Source organism: Herbiconiux dendrobii (assembly GCF_052048175.1).
Taxonomy (GTDB): Bacteria; Actinomycetota; Actinomycetes; order Actinomycetales; family Microbacteriaceae; genus Herbiconiux.
This window is the reverse complement of record NZ_JBLZQV010000005.1, coordinates 41,936-62,150: the sequence shown is the minus strand read 5'-3', so window position 1 is coordinate 62,150 and position 20,215 is coordinate 41,936. Positions and strand designations below refer to the sequence as shown.

At 72.0% G+C, this 20,215-nt stretch carries 20 protein-coding genes and 1 pseudogene; 9 read left to right on the top strand and 12 right to left on the bottom strand.

Features of this window, described 5'->3' with window-relative positions:
* Positions 1-398: 398 nt before the first annotated feature.
* Positions 399-698 (top strand): annotated as a pseudogene (locus ACN4JJ_RS16060) (ATP-grasp fold amidoligase family protein); the annotation flags it as partial.
* 52 nt (positions 699-750) lie between these two features.
* Here ACN4JJ_RS16060 and ppk2 read toward each other — a convergent pair.
* The 3 genes from ppk2 to ACN4JJ_RS16045 form a co-directional block, all read right to left on the bottom strand.
* Positions 751-1,533, bottom strand: coding sequence for a polyphosphate kinase 2 (ppk2, locus tag ACN4JJ_RS16055; protein WP_440711067.1), 783 nt, complete (start codon positions 1,531-1,533; stop codon positions 751-753).
* Positions 1,534-1,607: 74 nt separating this feature from the next.
* On the bottom strand, positions 1,608-2,381 hold the full coding sequence (locus tag ACN4JJ_RS16050) for an alpha/beta fold hydrolase (protein WP_440710906.1): 774 nt from the start codon (positions 2,379-2,381) through the stop codon (positions 1,608-1,610).
* 133 nt (positions 2,382-2,514) lie between these two features.
* Positions 2,515-3,426 (bottom strand): glycosyltransferase family 2 protein, encoded by a 912-nt coding sequence (locus ACN4JJ_RS16045; RefSeq protein WP_440710905.1) that lies wholly within the window; start codon positions 3,424-3,426, stop codon positions 2,515-2,517.
* On the opposite strand from ACN4JJ_RS16045, the gene ACN4JJ_RS16040 reads away from it, so the two are divergent.
* The gene (locus ACN4JJ_RS16040) at positions 3,425-5,893 is read left to right on the top strand and encodes a glycoside hydrolase family 3 C-terminal domain-containing protein (RefSeq protein ID WP_440710904.1); all 2,469 of its coding nucleotides are present in this window, start codon (positions 3,425-3,427) and stop codon (positions 5,891-5,893) included. The two genes, ACN4JJ_RS16045 and ACN4JJ_RS16040, sit on opposite strands and share 2 nt — an antisense overlap.
* Before the next feature lie 19 nt (positions 5,894-5,912).
* Here ACN4JJ_RS16040 and ACN4JJ_RS16035 read toward each other — a convergent pair whose 3' ends face one another.
* Entirely contained in the window at positions 5,913-6,371 is a 459-nt protein-coding gene (locus ACN4JJ_RS16035) for a winged helix-turn-helix transcriptional regulator (RefSeq protein WP_440710903.1), read from the bottom strand.
* Between the two features lie 105 nt (positions 6,372-6,476).
* Here ACN4JJ_RS16035 and ACN4JJ_RS16030 point away from each other — a divergent pair, with 105 nt between their 5' ends.
* Complete coding sequence (locus tag ACN4JJ_RS16030) at positions 6,477-7,184, top strand: SDR family oxidoreductase (protein ID WP_440710902.1); 708 nt, start codon at positions 6,477-6,479, stop codon at positions 7,182-7,184.
* A gap of 11 nt (positions 7,185-7,195) precedes the next feature.
* Here the strand turns inward: ACN4JJ_RS16030 and ACN4JJ_RS16025 are convergent, their stop codons facing one another.
* The 4 genes from ACN4JJ_RS16025 to ACN4JJ_RS16010 form a co-directional block, all read right to left on the bottom strand.
* Positions 7,196-8,068 carry an ABC transporter permease gene (locus ACN4JJ_RS16025; RefSeq protein WP_440710901.1) on the bottom strand — a complete coding sequence of 291 codons (873 nt, stop codon included), beginning with the start codon at positions 8,066-8,068 and terminating at the stop codon, positions 7,196-7,198.
* A complete protein-coding gene (locus tag ACN4JJ_RS16020) occupies positions 8,065-9,099 on the bottom strand; it encodes an ATP-binding cassette domain-containing protein (RefSeq protein ID WP_440710900.1) in 1,035 nt (344 codons plus the stop codon). Before ACN4JJ_RS16020 ends, ACN4JJ_RS16025 begins: the two co-directional genes overlap by 4 nt.
* A 31-nt stretch (positions 9,100-9,130) precedes the next feature.
* Positions 9,131-10,012, bottom strand: coding sequence for a DUF4097 family beta strand repeat-containing protein (locus ACN4JJ_RS16015; RefSeq protein WP_440710899.1), 882 nt, complete (start codon positions 10,010-10,012; stop codon positions 9,131-9,133).
* Positions 10,013-10,201: 189 nt separating this feature from the next.
* Positions 10,202-10,693, bottom strand: a complete 492-nt coding sequence (locus tag ACN4JJ_RS16010) for a type II toxin-antitoxin system HicB family antitoxin (RefSeq protein ID WP_440710898.1) — start codon at positions 10,691-10,693, stop codon at positions 10,202-10,204.
* Between the two features lie 118 nt (positions 10,694-10,811).
* Between ACN4JJ_RS16010 and ACN4JJ_RS16005 the strand changes: the two genes are divergently transcribed.
* Positions 10,812-11,447 (top strand): hypothetical protein, encoded by a 636-nt coding sequence (locus ACN4JJ_RS16005; protein WP_440710897.1) that lies wholly within the window; start codon positions 10,812-10,814, stop codon positions 11,445-11,447.
* A 234-nt stretch (positions 11,448-11,681) separates the two neighbouring features.
* Here ACN4JJ_RS16005 and ACN4JJ_RS16000 read toward each other — a convergent pair whose 3' ends face one another.
* Positions 11,682-13,133, bottom strand: coding sequence for an MATE family efflux transporter (locus tag ACN4JJ_RS16000; RefSeq protein WP_440710896.1), 1,452 nt, complete (start codon positions 13,131-13,133; stop codon positions 11,682-11,684).
* 100 nt (positions 13,134-13,233) lie between these two features.
* Complete coding sequence (locus ACN4JJ_RS15995; protein WP_440710895.1) at positions 13,234-13,671, bottom strand: MarR family winged helix-turn-helix transcriptional regulator; 438 nt, start codon at positions 13,669-13,671, stop codon at positions 13,234-13,236.
* Between the two features lie 139 nt (positions 13,672-13,810).
* Here ACN4JJ_RS15995 and ACN4JJ_RS15990 point away from each other — a divergent pair, with 139 nt between their 5' ends.
* The 5 genes from ACN4JJ_RS15990 (at position 13,811) to ACN4JJ_RS15970 (ending at position 19,210) form a co-directional block, all read left to right on the top strand.
* Positions 13,811-14,158, top strand: coding sequence for a DUF2200 domain-containing protein (locus tag ACN4JJ_RS15990; protein ID WP_440710894.1), 348 nt, complete (start codon positions 13,811-13,813; stop codon positions 14,156-14,158).
* A 33-nt stretch (positions 14,159-14,191) separates the two neighbouring features.
* Entirely contained in the window at positions 14,192-15,016 is an 825-nt protein-coding gene (locus ACN4JJ_RS15985; protein ID WP_440710893.1) for a helix-turn-helix domain-containing protein, read from the top strand.
* A 120-nt stretch (positions 15,017-15,136) separates the two neighbouring features.
* Complete coding sequence (locus ACN4JJ_RS15980) at positions 15,137-16,039, top strand: ABC transporter ATP-binding protein (protein WP_440710892.1); 903 nt, start codon at positions 15,137-15,139, stop codon at positions 16,037-16,039.
* Positions 16,036-17,094, top strand: coding sequence for an iron-siderophore ABC transporter substrate-binding protein (locus ACN4JJ_RS15975; RefSeq protein ID WP_440710891.1), 1,059 nt, complete (start codon positions 16,036-16,038; stop codon positions 17,092-17,094). The genes ACN4JJ_RS15980 and ACN4JJ_RS15975 overlap by 4 nt, the downstream gene beginning before the upstream one ends.
* 7 nt (positions 17,095-17,101) lie before the next feature.
* On the top strand, positions 17,102-19,210 hold the full coding sequence (locus ACN4JJ_RS15970) for an iron ABC transporter permease (RefSeq protein WP_440710890.1): 2,109 nt from the start codon (positions 17,102-17,104) through the stop codon (positions 19,208-19,210).
* Positions 19,211-19,218: 8 nt separating this feature from the next.
* On the opposite strand, the gene ACN4JJ_RS15965 is transcribed toward ACN4JJ_RS15970, so the two are convergent.
* Complete coding sequence (locus ACN4JJ_RS15965) at positions 19,219-20,058, bottom strand: alpha/beta fold hydrolase (RefSeq protein WP_440710889.1); 840 nt, start codon at positions 20,056-20,058, stop codon at positions 19,219-19,221.
* Positions 20,055-20,183 (bottom strand): hypothetical protein, encoded by a 129-nt coding sequence (locus tag ACN4JJ_RS15960; protein WP_440710888.1) that lies wholly within the window; start codon positions 20,181-20,183, stop codon positions 20,055-20,057. Before ACN4JJ_RS15960 ends, ACN4JJ_RS15965 begins: the two co-directional genes overlap by 4 nt.
* Positions 20,184-20,215: the final 32 nt, after the last annotated feature.

Sequence of the window (20,215 nt, the reverse complement as noted above, 5' to 3'; positions counted from 1 at the left end):
GAGAAGCACGTGATTGCCGCTCGGCTGCGCGAACGGAGCCGGCTGGTCAGAGCCATTCGCCTGCTCAGAACCCGCCATCCTCGAACCTTCACCGAGAAGGTGCGCTACAAGATGCTGCGCGACCGGCGGCCCGTGCTGGTCACCTTCGCGGACAAGGCGGCCGTGCGGGACCACGTCGCCGCTCGCGTGGGCGCCCACTACCTCCCGCAGGCGTACGGTGTTCTCGACGGCCCCGGGCGACGCCACGCTGCCGGCCGCCGAGGCGAGCTGGGTGTACCGCCACGTCCGGCCCGAGGCGGCCGGCCGAGCCCAGCTGATCGCGATCGCTCGGCACTGGGTGTCGCAGCTCTACGGTCAGGGGCCGAACCGGGAGTGGGCGTACGGCGGACTCCGGCCGCTTCGCCAATCGCACCCAGGACTTCTACCTGCCGGACTGGCAGCACCTTCCGATGAGCGGAGGGCCGGCGTGGGCCGACCCGCCGCGGCCGATGCCCGCGCGACTGCGCGAGATGATCGCCGTGGCGGAGAGCCTGGGCGACGGGACCGATTTCGTGCGGGTCGATCTCTACCTGCTCCCCGACCGCATCGTGTTCGGCGAGCTCACCAGCTACCCGGCCGGTGGCGACAGCCCGTTCGAGCCGCCGAGCTTCGACGTGGAGTTCGGGCGGCATTGGACCGTGCCGCGGCGATATCGGTGACGACCGGACCAGCCCGATCCCGTTGGCGGCGCTGTATCTCGATGGTCGGGGTTCAGGCCACGGACGCGGCGTGGTCGGGGACGAAGCGATGGCCGTCCTGCGGCGGGCGGTCGGCGTCGACGGCGTCGGGGCGCGCCGGGAAGTCGACGGGCTCGGGATCGAGGTGGTCGTAGGGGATGCGGCTCAGCAGGTGGTGGATGGTGTTGATGCGGGAGGAGCGCTTGTCGTCGCTCTCGATCGTCCACCACGGGGCCTCGTCGATGTCGGTGCGCTCGAACATGGCGTCCTTCGCGCGGGAGTAGTCCTCCCACTTGGTGATCGAGAGCAGATCGGTGGAGGAGAGCTTCCAGCGGCGCATCGGGTCGTTCAGGCGCCGGCGGAAGCGCTTCTCCTGCTCCGTGTCGCTCACCGAGTACCAGTACTTCAGCACGATCACGCCGTCGTCGACCAGCATCCGCTCGACCACCGGCACCTGGCGCAGGAAGCGTTCGTACTGCTCGTCGGTGCAGTAGCCCATCACCCGCTCGACGCCGGCGCGGTTGTACCAGGAGCGGTCCATCAGCACGATCTCCCCGGCGGCCGGCAGCCGCTCGATGTACCGCTGGAAGTACCACTGCCCCTTCTCGCGCTCGCTCGGCTGCGGCAGCGCCACGACCCGCGCTGTCCTCGGGTTGAGATATTGCATGATCCGCTTGATCGCGCCGCCCTTGCCGGCGGCGTCGCGGCCCTCGAAGATGACCAGCACGCGGGCTCCCGATGCCGTCACCCACTGCTGCAGGCTCACCAGCTCGATCTGCAGGCGGCGGAGCTCCTTCTCGTAGGCGCGCTTGGGCATCCGGTCGTGCGGATGCGCGTTCGCGTTCCGGTATCTCTTGCGCTCAGAGTTCTTCTGGCCCGGCTTCTTGTGGCTCATGGTTCACTCCTCGGTGGGACGGATGCGGTGGGGATCGAGGCCATCAGTGCGCGGATCGCCGCCGCGACCTCGAGCGGGGCCGTGTGCTGCACGACGTGCCGGTGGCCGGGCACCTCGACAACGGAGCCCTGTGCGGCGCGATCGCTCAGGAGTGTGCACCAGGCGGTCGAGGCGATCGGATCGTTCCCGCCCCGCACGACCAGCAGCGGGGCCTCGAGTTCGCGCGCGCGGTCCTCGATCGGATAGCGGATCATGGGGCCGGATTCGCGCAGGAAGTAGACCGGCCCGCAGCGCAGATAGTCGGCGAACACCACTGCGTTCACCCGGAGGGGCTCGCCGAGGATGTCCCGGGCCAGGGCGGCCGCTTGCGCGAGGAGCGAGCGGTGGTCGCGATCGGACACCGGCCCGATCGCGACCACCGCCCGGGCGAGGTCGGGCCGCTGCACGGCGAGCTCGACCGCCCACTGGGCGCCCATCGAGTGGCCGACGACGACCGCCTGGCGCACGCCGAGCCGGTCGAGCACGCGAGCCAGCGCCGCCGCCATGACCGGCACATCCGGAGCCTCATCGGGCTTGGGCAGGCCGGCGAAGCCCGGGAGATCGATGGAGTGGAGGGTGTTCGTGCGGGCCAGCTCGTCGTGCAGGTGGCTCAGGTAGCGGTGCGAGGCCCCGATGCCGTGCAGCAGCACGATCGTCGGGGCATCCGGGAGCAGCGAGGTGATGGCCCGGAACGCGCGACCGCGCGAGAGGATGCGGCGATCAGAGTGCATGCGTGCTGTCCCCTCGATGGCCCGGACCCGATGGCCCGTCCCCCAGTCTGGACCCGGATACGGCATACGCACCCCATTGCGCAAACCCCGATGCTGTGCGGGTCCGCTCCCGGTCCAGGTGCCCGGTGTTCGATCAGTCGGCGTCGGAGGCCGCGACCGGCTTCGGTGCGCCGCCCCACTGCTGGGCGGTGCGGCGCTCGGTGAGTCGGCGTCCGGCGTGCAGGGCGGGGTAGATGCCGAGGAACACCGCCATCGGGGCGAGCAGGCGCAGATCCCGGATGCCGTGGGCGTCGTAGGTGCGCTTGAAGCGCTCGACGTAGTAGAGGTAGTCCTTCGGGGCGGAGTCGAGGCGCCGGGCCGACATGCCCACCACCATCGCCGAGACGTAGCCGATCTTCAGGCCCTTCAGGGCGAGGTGCACGGCGAGGTCGATGTCTTCGTGCATGAGGTCTTCGCGGTCGGGGCAGACCTCGTCGCGCACGGCCAGCCAGGCCTCTCTGGTGAGGGCCATGTTGGTGCCGAACAGGAACACGTACTTGCCGGCCAGCTTCACCTGGAGCTTCCGGAAGGTGTCGTCGGCGTGGTGGCCGAAGGCGCGCATCGGCATGTCGTAGTACTCGACCGGGCCGCTGGCCGCCACGAAGTCCCCCGTGGCGAAGGCGAGCTGCACCTGCTCGACCCAGTTCGGCGACAGCGCCGAGTCGGCGTCGATGCGGCCGATCACCGTACCCGTCGCCGCGTCGAAGCCCGCGTTGCGGGTGGGGGTGATGCCCTGCTCGGCATCCTGCACCACGATGCGGATGTTCGACTCGGGGAACGCCGCCTGCATCGCCTCAACCGCCGCCCGGGTGCCGTCGGTGGACTTGTTGTCGACCACGATGATCTCGTGCGCGGGCACCGTCTGCTCGATGGCCGCCACCAGGCAGTGCCGGATGCCGGCCTCCTCGTTGTAGGCGGGGATGACGATCGAGACGGTGGGGAGGGTGGGGGTGTCGGTCACGGTGTCAGTCTTGCAGAGGTTCGCAGTTCTACGATGGACGGACATGACCGAGATGACCCCCGCCGAAATCGTCGCGCAGTTGACCGACGCCGAGAAGGTGGCGCTCACGGCCGGGGCGGATGCCTGGACCACCACCGCCGTGCCCCGCGTCGGCCTCCCGTCGATCCGCCTGGGTGACGGGCCGCACGGGGTGCGCAAGCCCCACGACGGCTCGGGCATGTCGATGTTCGACTCGCATCCGGCCACCTGCTTCCCGACCGCCGCGGCGCTCGGCTCGAGTTGGGACCCGGAGCTGGTGCGCGAGATCGGAGTGGCCCTCGGCCACGAGGCCGCGGCCCACGGTGTGGCGGTGCTGCTCGGCCCCGGTGTGAACCTCAAGCGCACGCCGATCGGCGGGCGCAACTTCGAGTACTTCGCCGAAGACCCTCTGCTGTCGTCGCGGATGGGTGCCGCCTGGGTGCGCGGTGTGCAGAGCACCGGGATCGGCGCCTCGCTCAAGCACTTCGCGGCGAACAACACCGAGTCGCGGCGGTACGGGGTCGATGTGATCGTGGACGAGCGGGCACTGCGGGAGGTCTACCTGGCGAGTTTCGAGCCGATCGTGCGGAACGAGCATCCGGCCACCGTGATGGCCGCCTACAACCGCCTGAACGGCGAGCACTGCACCGAGAACGCCTGGCTGCTGAGGGGCGTTCTGCGCGAGGAGTGGGGCTTCGATGGCGTGGTGGTGTCGGATTGGGGAGCCACCTGGGACCGCACGGTGTCGATCCCGGCGGGCAGCGACCTCGCGATGCCCGGCCTCGGCCGTGGCGACGACCGGTACGTGCTCGACGCCACCCGCTCGGGCCGGCTGCCGCACGCGGCGCTTGATGCCGCGGCGCGGCGGATCGTGGAACTCGTGCACCGGCACGGGCCGGCGGCGTCGGGTGGGGCCGCCGAGGCCGACCTCGACGCGCATCACGCGCTGGCACGGCGGGCCGCGGCCGCCGGCACGGTTCTGCTGAAGAACGACGGGGGAGTGCTGCCGCTCACGCCGCCGCCGGCCGGCGCGCGCCTCGCGCTGATCGGCGCCCTGGCCGAGGAGCCGCGGTTCCAGGGAGCGGGCAGCTCGCACGTGGTGGCGACGCGCGTGGACACGTTGCTCGAGTCGCTGCGGGAGACGTCGGGCTCGACGGTGGCCTACGCGCCCGGGTACGACCGCGTGCGGCACGACTCGAGCGCGGAGCAGCTCGCGGAGGCGGTCGAACTCGCCCGCGGTGCGGCGGCCGCGATCGTGGTGGTGGGTCTGCCCGAGACGTTCGAGACCGAGGGTGTCGATCGCGAGCATCTGCGACTCCCCGAGGCGCACGACCGGCTCGTCGAGGCCGTCGCCGCCGTGAACCCGAACACCGTGGTGGTGCTGCAGAACGGATCGCCCGTCGAGCTGCCCTGGAGCGACCGGGTGCCGGCGATCGTCGAGGGGTACCTGGGTGGTCAGGCGGGGGGCAGCGCGATGGCGGAGGTGCTGCTCGGCGCGACGGAACCGGGCGGCCGGCTGGCCGAGACCTTCCCGGTGCGGTACTCCGAGCATCCGGCCTCGCAGCTGCACAACGGGCCGGCGACCGTCGAGTACCGCGAGAGCCTGTACGTGGGGTACCGGTATTTCGACTCGGCCGGCGAGCGGGTCGCATTCCCGTTCGGGCATGGACTCTCGTACACGAGCTTCGACTGGTCGGAGCCGGCGGTCGAGAGCGACGACGCGGCGGGGATCGAGGTGCGGCTGACGGTCACCAACACCGGCGATCGCGCCGGATCGGAGGTGGTGCAGCTGTACGTGCACGACCCGGTCAGCTCTGTCTTCCGGCCCGAGCAGGAGCTGCGCGGATTCGCCAAGGTGCGGCTCGAACCCGGGGAGACCGACGACGTGGTGCTGCAGCTGACGCCACGGGACTTCTCGTTCTGGAACACGGCCACGCACGGGTGGGAGTTCGAGCCCGGAGCCTTCGAGCTGCGTCTCGGGAGGTCGTCGCGGGACATCCTCTGGCGGCGCACGATCACGCTCGAGACGGTGGATGCCGGGGCGGGTGCCGGCGACACCGATGCACTGGATGTGCCGACGGCCGGGGCGGACGCGGACGCGACGGTCGCCGTGCAGGCCGATGGCGGGATCGCCGCGTACGTCTCGCCCTCGGTCGAGCGCGGATTTCCCGCCGACGACTTCGCACGACTGCTCGGCCGGGTGCTGCCACCGAACCTGGCCGCGGTGCCGGGGGCGTACACGCTGGACACGGCGATCAGCGAGATGCAGCGGTCGGCCGTGGGCCGCATCCTGTTCGCCTACATCCGCAAGCAGGCCGTGAAGACGCTCGGCGCGCCCGCAGGCGACGAGGTCGATGCGGCTGCGGGGGACGTGGTGGCGCAGCTGACGTTCCGGATGTTCCCCACGGTGAGCGAGGGCGTGGTCGGCCGGCGCGGCACCCGGCGGTTGCTCCGCTGGATGAATCGGCTCGCCCAGATAGGCCGGCGGCACTGACCCGACGGAGCCGCGTTCGTCAGGCGGGAGCGGTGGGCGTGAGTTCGGCCCGGATGCGCTCGCGCGGCACGAGGCGGCCGTCGCGATGCACGGCGGCGGCTCCGATCACCTCACCGTCGCTCTTGTCGACGAAGCGCAGCAGAGGCTCGCGCGTCGCGGGGCGATACCGGTCCGCCCAGTCGCCGAGCGCCAGCAGCACCACCGCCAGATCGCGGCCCGCCTCGGTGAGCAGGTACTCCTCGCGGGACCGGCCCGACTCGGGCTTGTAGGTGTGCCGTTGGAGCACTCCGCCCTCGACCAGCGACGCCAGCCTCGCCGTGAGCACCTCGCGCGGAATGCCGAGTGAGGCCTGCAGACGACTGAACCGCGTCGATCCGGCCAGGCAGTCGCGCACGATCATCAGGCTCCACTTCTCGCCGAGCACGTCGAGGGAACGGGCGATGGGGCAGCGGTCGTCGCCGCCGAGGATGCCGAGCATCCGTTCATCCTACCTGAGTTCAGTTCTCAGATCCAGCATGCTAGGTTCGGAACACGAATTCAGAATGCCCGCCGTGCAGCGGGCCACGACTCACCAGGAGACATCATGCAGATCGACGGCAGCACCGTTCTCGTCACCGGAGCGAACGGGGGGCTCGGCGGCGAGTTCGTGCGCCAGGCGCTCGAGCGCGGCGCGGCGAAGGTGTACGCCAGTGCGCGGAGCCCGCGGGAGTGGGCTGATGCGCGGGTGGTTCCGCTGGCGCTGGACGTGACCGACGAGACGAGCGTGCGGGCCGCGCTGGCTGCGGCCGGCGACGTCTCGATCGTGGTCAACAACGCCGGGGTCGGGGGAGCGGGCGCCTTGCTCGCCTCCCCGGTCGAGGAGGTGGAGGCCGTGTTCGCGACCAACGTCTTCGGTGCGCTGCGGGTGGCCAAGGCCTTCGCGCCGGCGCTGGCCGCGAACGGCGGCGGGGCACTGGTGGATGTGCACTCCGTGCTCAGCTGGCTGGCCCTGGCGGGCGGCTACTCGGCATCGAAGGCGGCGCTGTGGTCGATCACCAACTCGCTGCGGCTCGAGCTGGCTCCCCAGGGCACGCTCGTGGTGGGCGCTCACCTCGGCTACACCGACACGCCGATGACCGCGCACCTCGACACCGAGAAGAACGACCCCGCCCTCATCGTGGCGGCCATCTGGGACGCGGTGGCGGCCGGTGCCCACGAGGTGCTCGCCGACCAGGTGAGCCGCGACGTGAAGAGCGCGCTCTCGGGTCCGCTCGAGGCGCTGTATCCGGCGCTGGCCGGTCGCGCCGGCTGAACCGTCCGGGCTCAGCGCACCGAGCGGCGCTCGTACAGGGCGCGGGCCCAGGCGTAGCCGGCGACGGTCAGCAGCACGCACCAGCCGATCCCCCAGAGGGCGCTCGAGCCGAGCGGCGTGCCGAGCAGCAGCGCGCGGATCGTCTCGATGAACGGCGTGAACGGCTGGTACTGCGCGAAGCCCTGCAGCCAGCCGGGCATCGACTCCGTCGGCACGAAGCCGCTGCCGAGGAACGGCAGGAACAGCAGCACCAGGGGCAGGTTGCTCGCCGTCTCCACCGACCGGGCCTGCATGCCCATCGCCACGCCGAGCCAGCTGATCGCGAAGGCGATCAGGGTCAGGATGCCGGCGGCGGCGAGCCACTCGGCCGGGCCGGCGGTGGGCCGGAACCCGATGGCCAGGCCCACGCCCAGTACGAGCACCACGGCGATCAGCGCCTGGACGGTGTTGCCGAGCACGTGGCCGGCCAGTACGGCCGCCCGCGAGATGGCCATGGAGCGGAAGCGTGCGGTGATGCCCTCGGTCATGTCCATGGCGACCGTGGTGGCGATCCCGCCGGCGCTGCCCGCGATCGTGATGGCGAGGATGCCGGGCATCACGTAGGCGAGGTAGGCCTCGCGGCCGTCGGCCGGCCCTCCTGCCGACGGCGCGGCTCCCGGCAGGCCGGCTCCGAGCGTGCCGCCGAACACGAAGACGAACAGCAGCAGCATCACCACCGGGCCGAGGATCGTGAAGACCGACAGCCCGGGGTAGCGGATGAGGTGCAGCAGGTTGCGCCGCAGCATCGTGGCCGAGTCGGCCAGCACGTGCGAGGAGCGCGGAGCGGTCGGCGGGAGCGATGCCGGGCCCGGGGCCGGTGGTCGGGTGTCGCTGAGAGCGGTCATGATGCGGTTCCTTCCTGATCGGCGGGGGAGGCGGCTCGGCCTGCGGTGGCCGTGCTGCCGGTGAGCGCGAAGAACACGTCGTCGAGATCGGGCGTGTGGATGCTGACGTCGAGCACGGGGACGTCGGCGTCGGCGAGGCGGTTGAGCACGCCACGCAGCCCGGCGACGCCCCCGTCGGAGGGCACGGTCAGCGCGAGCGCGGCGTCGTCGCGGCCGGCCGTCTCGAGCAGGCGGGCTCCGGCGTCGAGCAGCGCAGCATCCGCGAATCGCAGTTCGAGGTGGCCGCCCGGGATGCGGCGCTTGAGCTCGTCGGGCGTGCCCTCGGCCACGATGCGGCCGCCGTCGAGCACGGCGATGCGGTCGGCGAGCTCGTCGGCCTCGTCGAGGTACTGCGTGGTGAGCAGCACCGTGGTGCCCTCGGCCACGAGTCCGCGCACGATCTCCCACATGGTGTGGCGGCTGCGCGGATCCAGGCCCGTGGTGGGCTCGTCGAGAAAGATGACCTGCGGTGCCGTGACCAGCGTCATGGCGAGGTCGAGACGGCGGCGCATGCCGCCTGAGTAGGTGGAGAGCGGCTTCTCGGCGGCGTCGGCGAGGTCGAACTGCTCGAGCAGCTCGGCCGCCCGGGTCTTCGCGCGCCGGGCGTTCAGGTGCCGCAGGCGCGCCATGAGCAGCAGGTTCTCCTCACCGGTGAGCAGGGTGTCGACGGCCGAGAACTGGCCGGTGAGGCCGATCGCGGCGCGTACGCCGTCGGGATCGTGCGCCACGTCGCAGCCGGCCACCGCGGCGGAGCCGGCATCCGCTCGCACCAGCGTGGAGAGGATGTGCACGGTGGTGGTCTTACCCGCCCCGTTGGGGCCGAGCAGGGCGGTCACGGTGCCGGCGGGCACGCTGAGGTCGACGTCGTCGAGCACGAGCTGCGTGCCGTACGACTTGCGGATGCCGCGGAGGCGGATGGCGTCTGCGGGGCCGGCGGCGGGGCGGGAGGCGCCGGGATGGACGGCGTCTGGGCGGCTGGCCGGGCTGGTCATGGGGGAGTCCTCTCTCGGTTCGTGCAGCGGGTCAGAGTGTCACGTCGCGGCGCGACTGTTCGGCGGCCGGGGCGCGGCGCACGGTGATGTCGCCGTACTGGGTGCGGGCGCGCACGGCGACCGTCTGCTCGGTGGCAGCCGGGGCCGTGCCGTCGGCGGCGAGCTCGTTGCGCACGTGGCCCTCCTTCGACGACAGGTCGAGCCAGGCCGGCACGCCGGGGCGGATGCCGACGGTGACCTGGCCGAATCCGCTCTCCAGCTGCACCGATCCGCTCGACACCTCGCGCAGCTGGATGCTGCCGTAGGCGGTCTTCGCGGTGACCGAGGCGAGGGCGCGGGTGATCTCGAGGTCGCCGTACGAGAGCTTCGCCTCGACCTCGCCGCCGGTCTCGCCGAGCTGGATGGAGCCGTGCGAGGCCTTCAGCAGCGCATCGCCTGCGATGTCGCCGATCCGGAGCTGCCCGTGGTCGGCGGTGATCTCGGCCCCGCCCGCGACGGTGTCGACCGTGGCGTTGCCGTGTCCGGCGCGCAGCCACAGGTCGCCCGTGGCCTCGAGTTCGACCGGCCCCATGGAGGCTTTGATGCGGGTGGCGCCGAGTCGCCCGGTGGAGCGCACGGCGCCGACGGCGATCTCCGCGGTGACGCGTGAGCCGGCGGGCAGCTCGATGCGCAGGTCGACCGACTCGGTGGGGCCGATCCAGCTGAGGCGGGGCTTGGGGCCGGCGACCGTGAGGCGGCGGCCGTCGAAGTCGACCTTCGTCTCCTCGGCCCCGCGGCGATCGACCGCCTTCGAGGGGTTGGTGGGGGTGACGGTGACGACCGCGTCGGTGCGGTCGCTCGCGACGACGTCGAGGGCGCCGACCTGAAGGTTGACGGCCAGGTCGATCGGTTCGGGGGTGCTGTATCGGGGCATGCTGACGCCTCCCTTTCGGAGTGCTGGGGTGAACGGTGCCGCTGTGGGGTGCGGCGGACGGTGCGCGAGGTGCTGAGGGGACGGATGCGGCGGCTGCCGCCGGTCGAGGGCGCGCTCGTGCGGCCGCGGCGCGGTCGCGGTGCGGAGGGCGGATGGGGGAGTGAGGCGGGCGCCCGGCCGGGTGGCCGGCTAGCGCGCCCAGCCGGCGAAGTCGTCGCCGGTGCGGAGAGAGCGCTGCGCCGAACGGCGCTGCTTCGGTTGGAGGCCGGAGGAGACCGCCCGCACGAGCCAGGTGTTGACCGACAGCCCGTCGGCGGCCGCCGCCTCGTCGACCCGCGCCTTGAGGGCGTCGGGCAGCCGGAGGGTCGTGCGTGAGGTGCTGGTGTCGTCGAGCTCGGTGGGGACGACGCCGTGGTCGTCGCCCTCGGTCTCGACCGGTGGCAGGGCGATCGCGAAGTCGACCTCGCGCCGGCCGCGCAGCCGCAGTTCGACCGACCCGGGAGCGAGCTCGCGGGTGATCTCGCCGGCGGCGGCGGCCAGGGCGTCGAGCAGCACGAGCCGGGTCGCCGCATCCAGGCCGGCCGCGAGACGCTCGGCCACCGCGCGGGTGTCGGCCGATCCGTGCTCCGCCGAGTCGAGCAGCTGGCGCTGCAGCTCGGTGGCGTACTGTCCGATGTCCATGACACCAGTGTGACACCACAGTGGTGTCACGTCAAGCGAAAGTGGTGTCAGGGGGTGCATCGACCTAGTCTGAGAACGAGCGCCGTGCCGTCGTGGCGCTCTGCTTGGAGTCGATGTCGTGTCCCTGCCACCCCTTCCTGCCGGGTTCCCCGCCGCCGCCGGGCGTCCCGCCGCGCGCCGGCTGCCGCCCCGTTCGTGGCCGGTGTGGGTGATCTTCGGCGTGCTGTTCGTGCCGGCGCTGCTCTCGCTCTCCCTACTCGCCGGAGCGGAGGACGACGCGGCCGAGGGTCTCGCGTTCCAGCAGAACGCGGTGGGGCGGAGCGTCGTGCTCACGGGGGAGTTGGTGGGGGTGGAGACGAACTCGGGCCTGCCGATGAACACCGGGCAGTACGAGGTGACGGTGCCGGATGCTGCGGGCGGCCCGGGCGAGACGGTCACCGTGGGCGGAGACGACCACTGGGGCTTCCCGCCCTCGAAGGATCACCCGGCCGAGCTGTCGTTCCTGATCCTGCTCGGCGACCCGCCGCAGGCCGTGGCCCACGGGCCGGTGGGCAGCGTGCCGGAGGTCACCGAGCAGACCGTGCGCTCGGCCGAGGACGGGCTGGCGCTGGCGCAGGGCGCTCGCGCGGCCGGGATCGTCGTGTTCTGGGTGTACCTGCTGGGGCTGCCGGCGCTCGGCGTGCTCCTGGCCGTGCGGCGCAGCCGGGCGAAGCGGCGGGTGCGGGCGGCGGCGTCGGCCGCCCCGGTCATCTGAACCGGCCCGGCTGTCCGGCGGGGAGCCGGCGCCGGGGATCTCGCGGGCCGGCGCCTCGCCGTGACCGATCGGGAAGAGCGGATCCGCGGTGCCGTGTACCACGAGCGTGGGGGCGGCGACGCCGCCGAGCTCCTCGTGGTGGCCGGGCGCAGACGGCACGGACCACTGGTCGGCGCCGGCGGCGAGGTCGATCGACCGGTCGGTCGCTACAGAATTCCCGCCCGTGGGGAAGGGTCAGGCAGGGGCCTCCGCGAGGGCGGCTTCGGCGCGCTGCGCGCTGCCCTCGGCGAGGCCTCGGTCGATGGATCGGCGGATGACGAACCAGATCGTCAGACCGACGGCGAACACGAGGGCTTCCGACACGGTGAGCGACCAGATGATGCCCGCGAGACCGAACCAGAGGTTGCCGAGAAGCACGATCGGGATGAACAGCACCCCCTGCGCCATCGACATCACGATGGCCGGAACCGCCCGGCCGGTGGCCTGGAAGAAGGAGGTGAGCAGACCGGCGAACCCGTTCACGATCATCGCCACCAGCTGCGCGGTGAGGATGGTGACGCCGATCGCCAGCACCGAGGGGTCGGCCACGAAGGCCGAGAACACCTGGTCGCGGAACGCGAACACCGCCGCGGCCGAGATCAGCACGATGCCGCCGACGGTGATCGCCGACACCCGCACCGCCGAGTACAGCCGGGCGCGGTCGCCCTTGCCATAGGAGTAGGCGAGCAGGGGCAGGATGCCGAGGGTCACGCCCATCACCAGGAACTCCGGCACCTGGGCGATCCGCACGGCCACGCCCATGGCGGCCAGGGCGGTGTCGCCGTACGCGGCGGCGAGGTTGTTCAGCACCAGCGAGGTGACGATGAGGAAGGATGCCTGCAGCAGCTCGCTCGAGCCGACTCCGAAGACGGGCTTCAGCACGGCGGGTGAGAGCGTGAACCAGCGTGGGGCGAGGCTCACGTGCTCGCTGTGCCGGTGCAGCCACACGGCGAAGTAGAGCACCACGCCGAGGTTCGACAGGCCCATCGCCAGGGCGGCGCCGGCCACGCCCCAGTGCAGCACCAGGATGAAGAGCACGTCGAACAGCACGTTGGCGACGGTCGAGGCGATCAGGCCGATCATCACCTGGCGGGCCGCGCCCTCGGCCCGCACGATCTGCTCGAGGCAGAAGGCGGCGGCGAGCACCGGCACGAAGGCGAGCATCACGCCCACGTAGTCGCCGGTCGCCGGCACGGCGGCCGCATCCGCTCCGAGCAGGGTGACGAGCGGATGCAGGAACAGCAGTCCGAGCGCGCCGAGGAGTGCGCCCGTGACGACCGCGCCCCAAAGGGCGAACGAGGAGACGTGCTTGATCTCGCCGGCCTTCGCGGGTTCCTGCTCGGAGGCGCCGAGGAGGCGGGAGATCAGTGCGCCGCCGCCGACGCCGAACACGCCGCCCACCGCCATCACCAGGCCGAGCAGGGGGGTGCCGAAGGTGACGGCGGCAAGCAGGGTGGCGTCGTGCAGCGAGCCGATGAAGCCGGCGTTGATGACGTTGTAGACGGCGCCCACGATCATGGCGGCGGCCATCGGCACGCACAGGTGCACGAGAGCGCGAAGGATGGGGGCGGCGGAGAGGTACCAGCGGTTGGTTCCGGGGGTTTCGAGGGCTTCTGAGGGTTCCGGGTTGGGGGTGACGGTGCTCATGACTGCTCCTTTCCGGGCAGGTTCGAGCGCGCGCCGACGAGCGCCGGCACGGCGGAGAGAGGGAGAGAGGTAAGAGGTGCGGGGGAGTCCGGGTGCCCGGTTACCGGGTCGGTCGCGGCATGACGCTCGTGATCTTGGTCAGCAGCTCGTGCAGGGTGGCACGCTCCTCGGGGTCGAGCGGCGCGAGGATGGCCTCCTCGGTGCCGGCCATCGCGGTGTCGAAGCCGGAGATGAGCTCGGTGCCGGCCGGAGTGGCGTAGACGCGCTTGACGCGCGCGCTCGCGCCATCCGCTCGCCGTTCGACGAGGCCGCGCCGCTCGAGTCCCTGCAGGAGGCTCGAGACGCTGGCCGCGCTGGTGCGCGTCATCGCGGCGATGTCGCGCTGGATCGCGCCGGGGTTCTGCACCAGGAAGCCGAGCGCGAAGCTCTGCTCGTGGGTGAGGTCCCGCTCGCGGATCCAGTCTTCACCGGCCTTCCGCTGCGCCCAGCCGATCCAGCGCAGCAGTTCGAGGGAGGTGGTGAAGTCCGGTTCTTTCATGCTCAGAACACTAACCGTTAGGAATCAAACTGTCAACATTCGAACTATGCGAGTCGGTCGGCTCTTCCTGCCGTGCCGGTGGGTGGCTTGGTAGCGTGGGTTCGACGAGGAAGGCTCGACGGGAGCGAGGGCGCAGATCATGGGACACCGGATCTTCGGCACGGCGTTGGCTGCGATCTACCCGCACTACCTCGCCAAGGCCGAGCGTAAGGGGCACACCAAGGCCGAGGTCGACGAGGTGACGCTCTGGCTCACCGGCTACGACGAGGCGGGGCTGGCGAAGGCGATCGCCGACGAGGTGACTCTCGAGGACTTCTTCGCCGGCGCCCCGGCCTTCAACCCGAACGCCGCGCTCATCACCGGTGTCATCTGCGGCATCCGCGTGGAGGAGATCGACGACCCGCTGATGCAGAAGATCCGCTACCTCGACAAGCTCGTCGACGAGGTCGCCCGCGGCAAGAAGATGGCCTCGATCCTGCGCGCCTGACCCGTCTCACCCGTCCGCCGTAGACTCGTCGGCATGGGCGCGCCGACCGCTGGGGATGCCGCCTCCGGGTCGTGGCCGCGGGAGGCCGGCACCGTGCTCCGGCCGGGCGCGGGGCTGTCGGGCGCGATGCCCGCGGGGTTCGCCGTTCTCGCCGAGTCGGAGATTCCGGATGCGCCGCTCGAGTGGGCGCCGCACACCCATCCGGTGCACGAACTGGTGTGGGTGCGCGGCGGGTCGCTGACCGCGCGCGTGCACGACCGGGTGTTCACGGTCTCCGACGGGAGCGGGCTGTGGATTCCAGCCGGCGTCGTGCACGCCGGGCGTCTGCCCGCCCGGCGGGTCTTCCACACGGCCTTCTTCGATCCTGCGCGCACGCCGATCGCATTCGCGGCGCCCACCGTGCTCGCGATGACGGCGGTGCTCGAAGCGGTGCTGCTGCACGTGGCGCGTCCTGATCTGCCGCCCGCTGCTCGTGCCCGCGCCGAAGCGGTCGTATTCGACGTGGTCGAGCCCTCGGGGGAGCAGCTCGCCCTGCAGCTGCCCGGAGACCCGCGGATCGACGCCATCGCCGAAGCGCTCCTGGCCGATCCGGGCGACGAGCGCGACCTCGGGGCCTGGGCGCGCGAGCTCGGCGTCAGCGAACGCACGATCACCCGCGCGTTCCGCACCTCCACCGGGCTCTCGTTCGCGAGCTGGCGGCAGGCGCTGCGCACCCACCGCGGTCTGGCGCTGCTGGCCGAGGGACTCGACGTGCGCGCGGTCTCCGATCACCTCGGCTACGGGCATCCGAGCACCTTCATCGCCGCCTTCCGGCGGGTGATGGGAACCACGCCGGGGGCCTACACCGACCGGGTCTGATGTCCGGAATCGTGGATGCTCTGTCCAGCGTTCCGGATTGCAGCCACCGCCCGCCCAGGTTAGCCTGGGTTTAGGTAAGGCAATCCTTACCGACAAGTCGCCTAGCCGAATGACTTCCCGATGCCTGAAACCCGATCCGCTCTCCGAGGCGACGACCTGACTCTCGGCTACGGGAGGCACACGGTCGTGACGGCGGTGTCGGTGAGGTTGCGGCCCGGCCGCATCACCGCCCTGGTGGGGCCGAACGGCAGCGGCAAGTCGACGCTGCTGCGCTCGCTCGCCCGCCTGCACACGGTCGACGGCGGCCGGATCGTGCTCGAGCACGCCGGGCCGGCACACCCCGCTGCTCAGGATGCCGTGCCGGGCGCGCCGACCGCCTCGGCCGACGAAACCGGCGAGCGCGACATCAGCCTGCTGAGCGCCCGGCAGTTCGCCCGCGAGGTGACGCTGTTCTCGCAGTCCCGTCCGGCCCCGCACGGTCTCACCGTGGGCGAGGTGGTGGCCTTCGGGCGCCACCCCTATCGCCGCGGCTTCGCCGGCCTCTCGGCCGAGGACCGCGCGGCCATCGCGCACGCGATGCAGCTCACGGGTGTGCAGGCGATGGGGGAGCGCTCGGTCGGCGAGCTCTCCGGCGGCGAGATGCAGCGGGTGTGGCTCGCCGCGTGCCTCGCGCAGCAGACCGGCGTGCTGCTGCTCGACGAGCCCACCAACCATCTCGACCTGCGCTACCAGATGGAGACCCTCGACCTCGTGCGCGAGCTGGCCGACGACCACGGGGTCGCAGTGGGCATCGTGCTGCACGACCTCGACCACGCCGCCCGCATCGCCGACGAGCTGCTGCTGCTCTCGGCCGGGCGCATCCACGCCGCCGGCGACCCGGTCGCCGTGCTCACCGCGTCGAACCTCAGCGCCGTGTACGAGATCCCGGTCGAGGTGGAACTCGACCCCCGATCCGGGCGTCTGCGCATCGACGCCATCGGCCGGCACAACGCTTCCCGCCCCACCCTGAAAGGACACCCATGACCACCGCTCCCCGCCTCGCCGCGGTGACGGCGACGCTGATCGCCGCCGCCCTCACCCTCACGGCCTGTGGCACGACCAGCGTCGACGCGGCAGCCGATGCCGTCGCCGCTCCCACCTCCGACGCCTGCGCGGCCGACACCACGAGCACGTCGACCGATCCGGTGTCGCTGACGGACGGCGTCGGCCGCACGGTCGAGCTCGACAGGCCGGCCGAACGCATCGCGGTGCTCGAATGGCAGCAGATCGAGGATGCGCTGACCCTGTGCGTCACGCCCGTCGCGGTGTCCGACGCGGCCGGCTACGGAACGTACGTCAGCGCGGAGACGCTTCCCGAGGGCGTCACGGATGTCGGCACCCGCGGTGAGCCCGACCTGGACGCGCTCTACGGCACGAACCCCGACCTCATCATCGTCGAGGCCTACAGCGCCGACGACGAGCTGATCGCCCAGCTGGAGGAGCGCGGCGTCCCCGTGCTCGCCACCATCGGTGCGGATGCGGCCGACCCGATCGGCAACATGAAGAGCGTCTTCGAGATGATCGCCGAGGCCACCGGGCGCACCGACCGCGCCGAGCAGGTGCTGACCGAGTTCGACGAGCACCTCGCCGAGGCGAAGACCGCCGTGTCGAGCGTCGAGCTGCCGACCACCGACTTCCTCTTCTTCGACGGCTGGATCGAGGGCGGGAACGTCGTCGTGCGCCCGTACGGCAAGGGTGCGCTGTTCACCGCGTTGGGCGAGCAGCTCGGCCTGACCTCCGCCTGGACCGATGAGATCGACTCGGCCTACGGCAGCGGCGGCGTCGACCCGGCCTACGGCCTGGCGCAGACGGACATCGAGGGGCTCACCGCCGTGGGCGAGGCGAACCTGTTCTACTCCGACGACGACACGCCCGACAGCTACGTCTCCGAGCTCGAGAAGAGCACGATCTGGACCTCGCTGCCGGCCGTGCAGCAGAACCGGGCGCACCCGTTCCCCTCCGGCGTGTGGGGAGCCGGTGGTCCGATCTCCAACGAGCTGGCCGTCGACGCGTACGTCGCCGCGCTGACCGCGGGCTGATCCGGGAGTGACCGGCCTCCGGGAGGCGGGCGGCACCGGGAGCGGCGGAAGCCGCGCCAGCGGAAGCCGCGCCAGCGGAAGCCGCGGCGGTGTCGCCGTGCTGGTGCTGCTGCTGGCCGGCGTCGTCGGCGTCGGTCTCTGGCACCTCACGCAGGGCACCTCCGGTGTCGGCGTCGACGCCCTGCTGCGCTACGCCTTCGGTGCGCGCGAGTCGGTGAACGGCGTTCCCGTCGCCGATGTGCTCACCGGCTCGCGGCTGCCGCGACTGCTCGCGGGCATCGCCGTCGGCTTCGCGCTCGGCGTGGCCGGAGCCCTGCTGCAGTCGGTCACGCGCAACTCGCTCGCCTCTCCCGACACCCTGGCCGTCACCTCGGGCTCCTACTTCGCGCTCACGCTGGTGGCGGCCTTCGGTCTCTCGGTGCCGCTCTGGGCCTCCAGCGGCGTCGCCTTCGTCGGCGGCCTGGTCTGCGCCGCCCTCGTGCTGGCCCTCTCCGGCAGCGCCGCGGGCACGGCCTCCACACGCCTGATCCTCGCCGGATCCGCCATCGCGCTGGCGCTCGACGCCGCCACCGCGATGCTGCTGATCGTGTTCAAGGAGAACACGACGGGCCTGTTCGCCTGGGGCAGCGGATCACTGTCGCAACTCAACATCGACGCGGGCCTGCGTGCCGTGCCCGTGATCGTCGCGGTGCTGATCGCGGCCCTGCTGATGGCACGGCGGCTGGACGTGCTGCGGCTGGGCGACGAGACCGCGGTGTCGCTGGGTGTGCCGATCCGTTCGACCCGTCTTCTGGCCGTGGTCTTCGCGGCCGTGCTGACGAGCATCTCGGTGACGCTCGCCGGGCCGATCGCCTTCGTGGGGCTCGCCGCACCGGTGGCCGCGCGCCTGCTCGCCGGACGCATCCGTCCGCTCAATCGGCACCTCCTGTTCATCCCCGCCAGCGGGCTGCTGGGGGCGCTGCTCGTGCTGCTCGCCGACGCCGTGGTGCGCGGGCTGCTCGGCGCCGAGAGCGCCACCTCCATTCCCACGGGTGTGACGACCGCGCTGCTCGGCGGCGTGGTGATCGTCGTGCTGGCCCGCCGGCTGCGCGAGTCGGGGGCGGCCCGGGATGCGCCGCTGGGCGGTTTCCGCTCCCGGTCGCGGCGGCGGTTCCTGCTCGTGGTGGTCGTCGCGGTCGTGCTGCTGATCGCGGCCGCGGTGACGGGACTGCTCGCGGGCAGCCTCTGGCTCCGGATGGGCGACGTCGTGCTGTGGCTGCAGAGCGCGGCCCCCGACCTCGTGGCGCGCGCCTTCGACGAGCGCACCCCGCGGGTGGCCGCGGCGATCCTGGCCGGTGCGGCGCTCGCGCTGGCCGGATCCGTGGTGCAGGGCACCGTGCGCAACCCGCTCGCGGAGCCCGGCATCCTGGGCATCACCGCGGGGGCGGGGCTCGGTGCGGTGACGATCGTGACCTCGGGGCTGGCCGGCGGCCGCCCGCTGCTGATCGCGGCGGCGGTGCTGCTGGGGCTCGGCACGTTCGCACTGATCGCGCTGCTGTCGCGGAAGGGCGGCTTCCTGCCCGATCGTTTCGTGCTGATCGGCATCGGCTGCGGGTACAGCCTCACCGCCGTGACGACGTTCCTGCTGCTGCGCGCCGACCCGTGGAACACGCCGCGCATCCTCACCTGGCTCTCGGGCACGACGTACGGGCGCGTGCTGCCCGACGTGCTGCCGGTCGCCGCGGTGCTGCTGGTGGCGACGCCGGTGGTGCTGGGAATGAGCCGTCAGCTCGACCTGCTCGCCATCGACGAGGACACCCCGCCCATCTTCGGCGTGCGCCGCGACCGCGTCCGGCTGGGCCTGCTCACGATCGCCGCGGTGCTCGCGGCCGTCAGTGTGGTGGCGGTGGGGGTGGTCGGCTTCGTCGGACTGGTCGCGCCGCACATGGCCCGCTCGCTCGTCGGTGCGCGGCACAGCCGCTCGGTGCCGGTGGCGATGCTGCTGGGGGCCCTGCTCGTGTGCGTCGCGGACATCCTGGGCCGCACCCTCATCGCCCCCGCCCAGATCCCCGCGGGCCTCATGATGGCCCTCGTCGGCGCCCCCTACTTCGTCTGGCTGCTCCGCACGAGCCGCTAGGCGGCTGATCAGCGGGCGCTCAGGAAGTCGCGCAGGAGGGTGCTGATGAGGGCGGGGCGCTCGGCGATCAGGCCGTGGGTGGTGCCGGGCACGAGGCAGAGCTGCGCGCCGGGGATCGAGGCCGCGATGCGGAGGGTGTGATCGGGGCGGATGGTGTCGCGGTCGCCGGCCATGACGAGGGTGGGAGCCGTGATCGCTTCGAGGTCGGCGGGGGCGATCTGCGGCTCGGTGGTCCAGAGACGGATGAGCTTGGCCAGCACGACGTCGGCGTGGGCGGGGCCGTCGGGGGAGAGGCGCTCGTAGAGCATCCGCTCGGTGTCGGGCTCGGATTCGGTGTAGGGCCCGACGGACGCCCGCTGCTCCGTGTGGCCTGTGGATGTCGCATCCGGAGCCCTCTCGCGCGCGGGGGCGAGCACGACGGCGGTGGCGGGGTCGGCCGAGTCGGAGAAGGTGAAGCCCGAGGGGTCGAGGTTCGCGCTGATGGCCACGAGCGAGCGCACGCGCTCCGGATGCCGCAGGGCGAGCAGCAGGCCGATGATGGCGCCGTCGCTGTAGCCGACGAGGTGTGCCGAGCCGAGGCCCTGCGCGTCGAGGTACCCGAGTGTGTCGCTGAGGCTCCGGTCGTAAGAGTAGTCCTCGCCGATGTCGGCGGAGCGCCCGTGGCCCGGCCGCTCGAAGGCGTGCACGCGGTGCGAGACGGCGAGCGCCTCGAACTGCGCGCGCATCGACTCGAGCGAGCAGAAGCCGCCGTGCAGCAGCAGCACGGGTTCGCCGCGCTCGGGTCCCGCCACCTCGGCGTACAGCTCGACGCCGCCGATCGCGACGCGGGTGGCCTCCACCCCGGTCATCCGGCCGGCTGCCAGAGCTCGTGTTCGTCGAGCCCCAGCCCGAGTGCGTCGCGATACAAGGAGGTCAGTGACTCGGGGTCCCGCGCCCGCACCAAATAGCCGCCGATGCCGAGAACGCGTTCCATGCCGATGAACCTACCGCCGAGACGGACGACCC

Bases quoted from the DNA above. Each gene is read 5' to 3' on its own strand.
- ppk2 (WP_440711067.1), bottom strand. From the start codon at position 1,533: ATGCCCAAGCGCGCCTACGAGAAGGAGCTCCGCCGCCTGCAGATCGAG.
- ACN4JJ_RS16050 (WP_440710906.1), bottom strand. From the start codon at position 2,381: ATGCACTCTGATCGCCGCATCCTCTCGCGCGGTCGCGCGTTCCGGGCC.
- ACN4JJ_RS16040 (WP_440710904.1), top strand. From the start codon at position 3,425: ATGACCGAGATGACCCCCGCCGAAATCGTCGCGCAGTTGACCGACGCC.
- ACN4JJ_RS16045 (WP_440710905.1), bottom strand. From the start codon at position 3,426: ATGTCCGTCCATCGTAGAACTGCGAACCTCTGCAAGACTGACACCGTG.
- ACN4JJ_RS16035 (WP_440710903.1), bottom strand. From the start codon at position 6,371: ATGCTCGGCATCCTCGGCGGCGACGACCGCTGCCCCATCGCCCGTTCC.
- ACN4JJ_RS16030 (WP_440710902.1), top strand. From the start codon at position 6,477: ATGCAGATCGACGGCAGCACCGTTCTCGTCACCGGAGCGAACGGGGGG.
- ACN4JJ_RS16025 (WP_440710901.1), bottom strand. From the start codon at position 8,068: ATGACCGCTCTCAGCGACACCCGACCACCGGCCCCGGGCCCGGCATCG.
- ACN4JJ_RS16020 (WP_440710900.1), bottom strand. From the start codon at position 9,099: ATGACCAGCCCGGCCAGCCGCCCAGACGCCGTCCATCCCGGCGCCTCC.
- ACN4JJ_RS16015 (WP_440710899.1), bottom strand. From the start codon at position 10,012: ATGCCCCGATACAGCACCCCCGAACCGATCGACCTGGCCGTCAACCTT.
- ACN4JJ_RS16010 (WP_440710898.1), bottom strand. From the start codon at position 10,693: ATGGACATCGGACAGTACGCCACCGAGCTGCAGCGCCAGCTGCTCGAC.
- ACN4JJ_RS16000 (WP_440710896.1), bottom strand. From the start codon at position 13,133: ATGAGCACCGTCACCCCCAACCCGGAACCCTCAGAAGCCCTCGAAACC.
- ACN4JJ_RS15995 (WP_440710895.1), bottom strand. From the start codon at position 13,671: ATGAAAGAACCGGACTTCACCACCTCCCTCGAACTGCTGCGCTGGATC.
- ACN4JJ_RS15990 (WP_440710894.1), top strand. From the start codon at position 13,811: ATGGGACACCGGATCTTCGGCACGGCGTTGGCTGCGATCTACCCGCAC.
- ACN4JJ_RS15985 (WP_440710893.1), top strand. From the start codon at position 14,192: ATGGGCGCGCCGACCGCTGGGGATGCCGCCTCCGGGTCGTGGCCGCGG.
- ACN4JJ_RS15980 (WP_440710892.1), top strand. From the start codon at position 15,137: ATGCCTGAAACCCGATCCGCTCTCCGAGGCGACGACCTGACTCTCGGC.
- ACN4JJ_RS15975 (WP_440710891.1), top strand. From the start codon at position 16,036: ATGACCACCGCTCCCCGCCTCGCCGCGGTGACGGCGACGCTGATCGCC.
- ACN4JJ_RS15965 (WP_440710889.1), bottom strand. From the start codon at position 20,058: ATGACCGGGGTGGAGGCCACCCGCGTCGCGATCGGCGGCGTCGAGCTG.
- ACN4JJ_RS15960 (WP_440710888.1), bottom strand. From the start codon at position 20,183: ATGGAACGCGTTCTCGGCATCGGCGGCTATTTGGTGCGGGCGCGGGAC.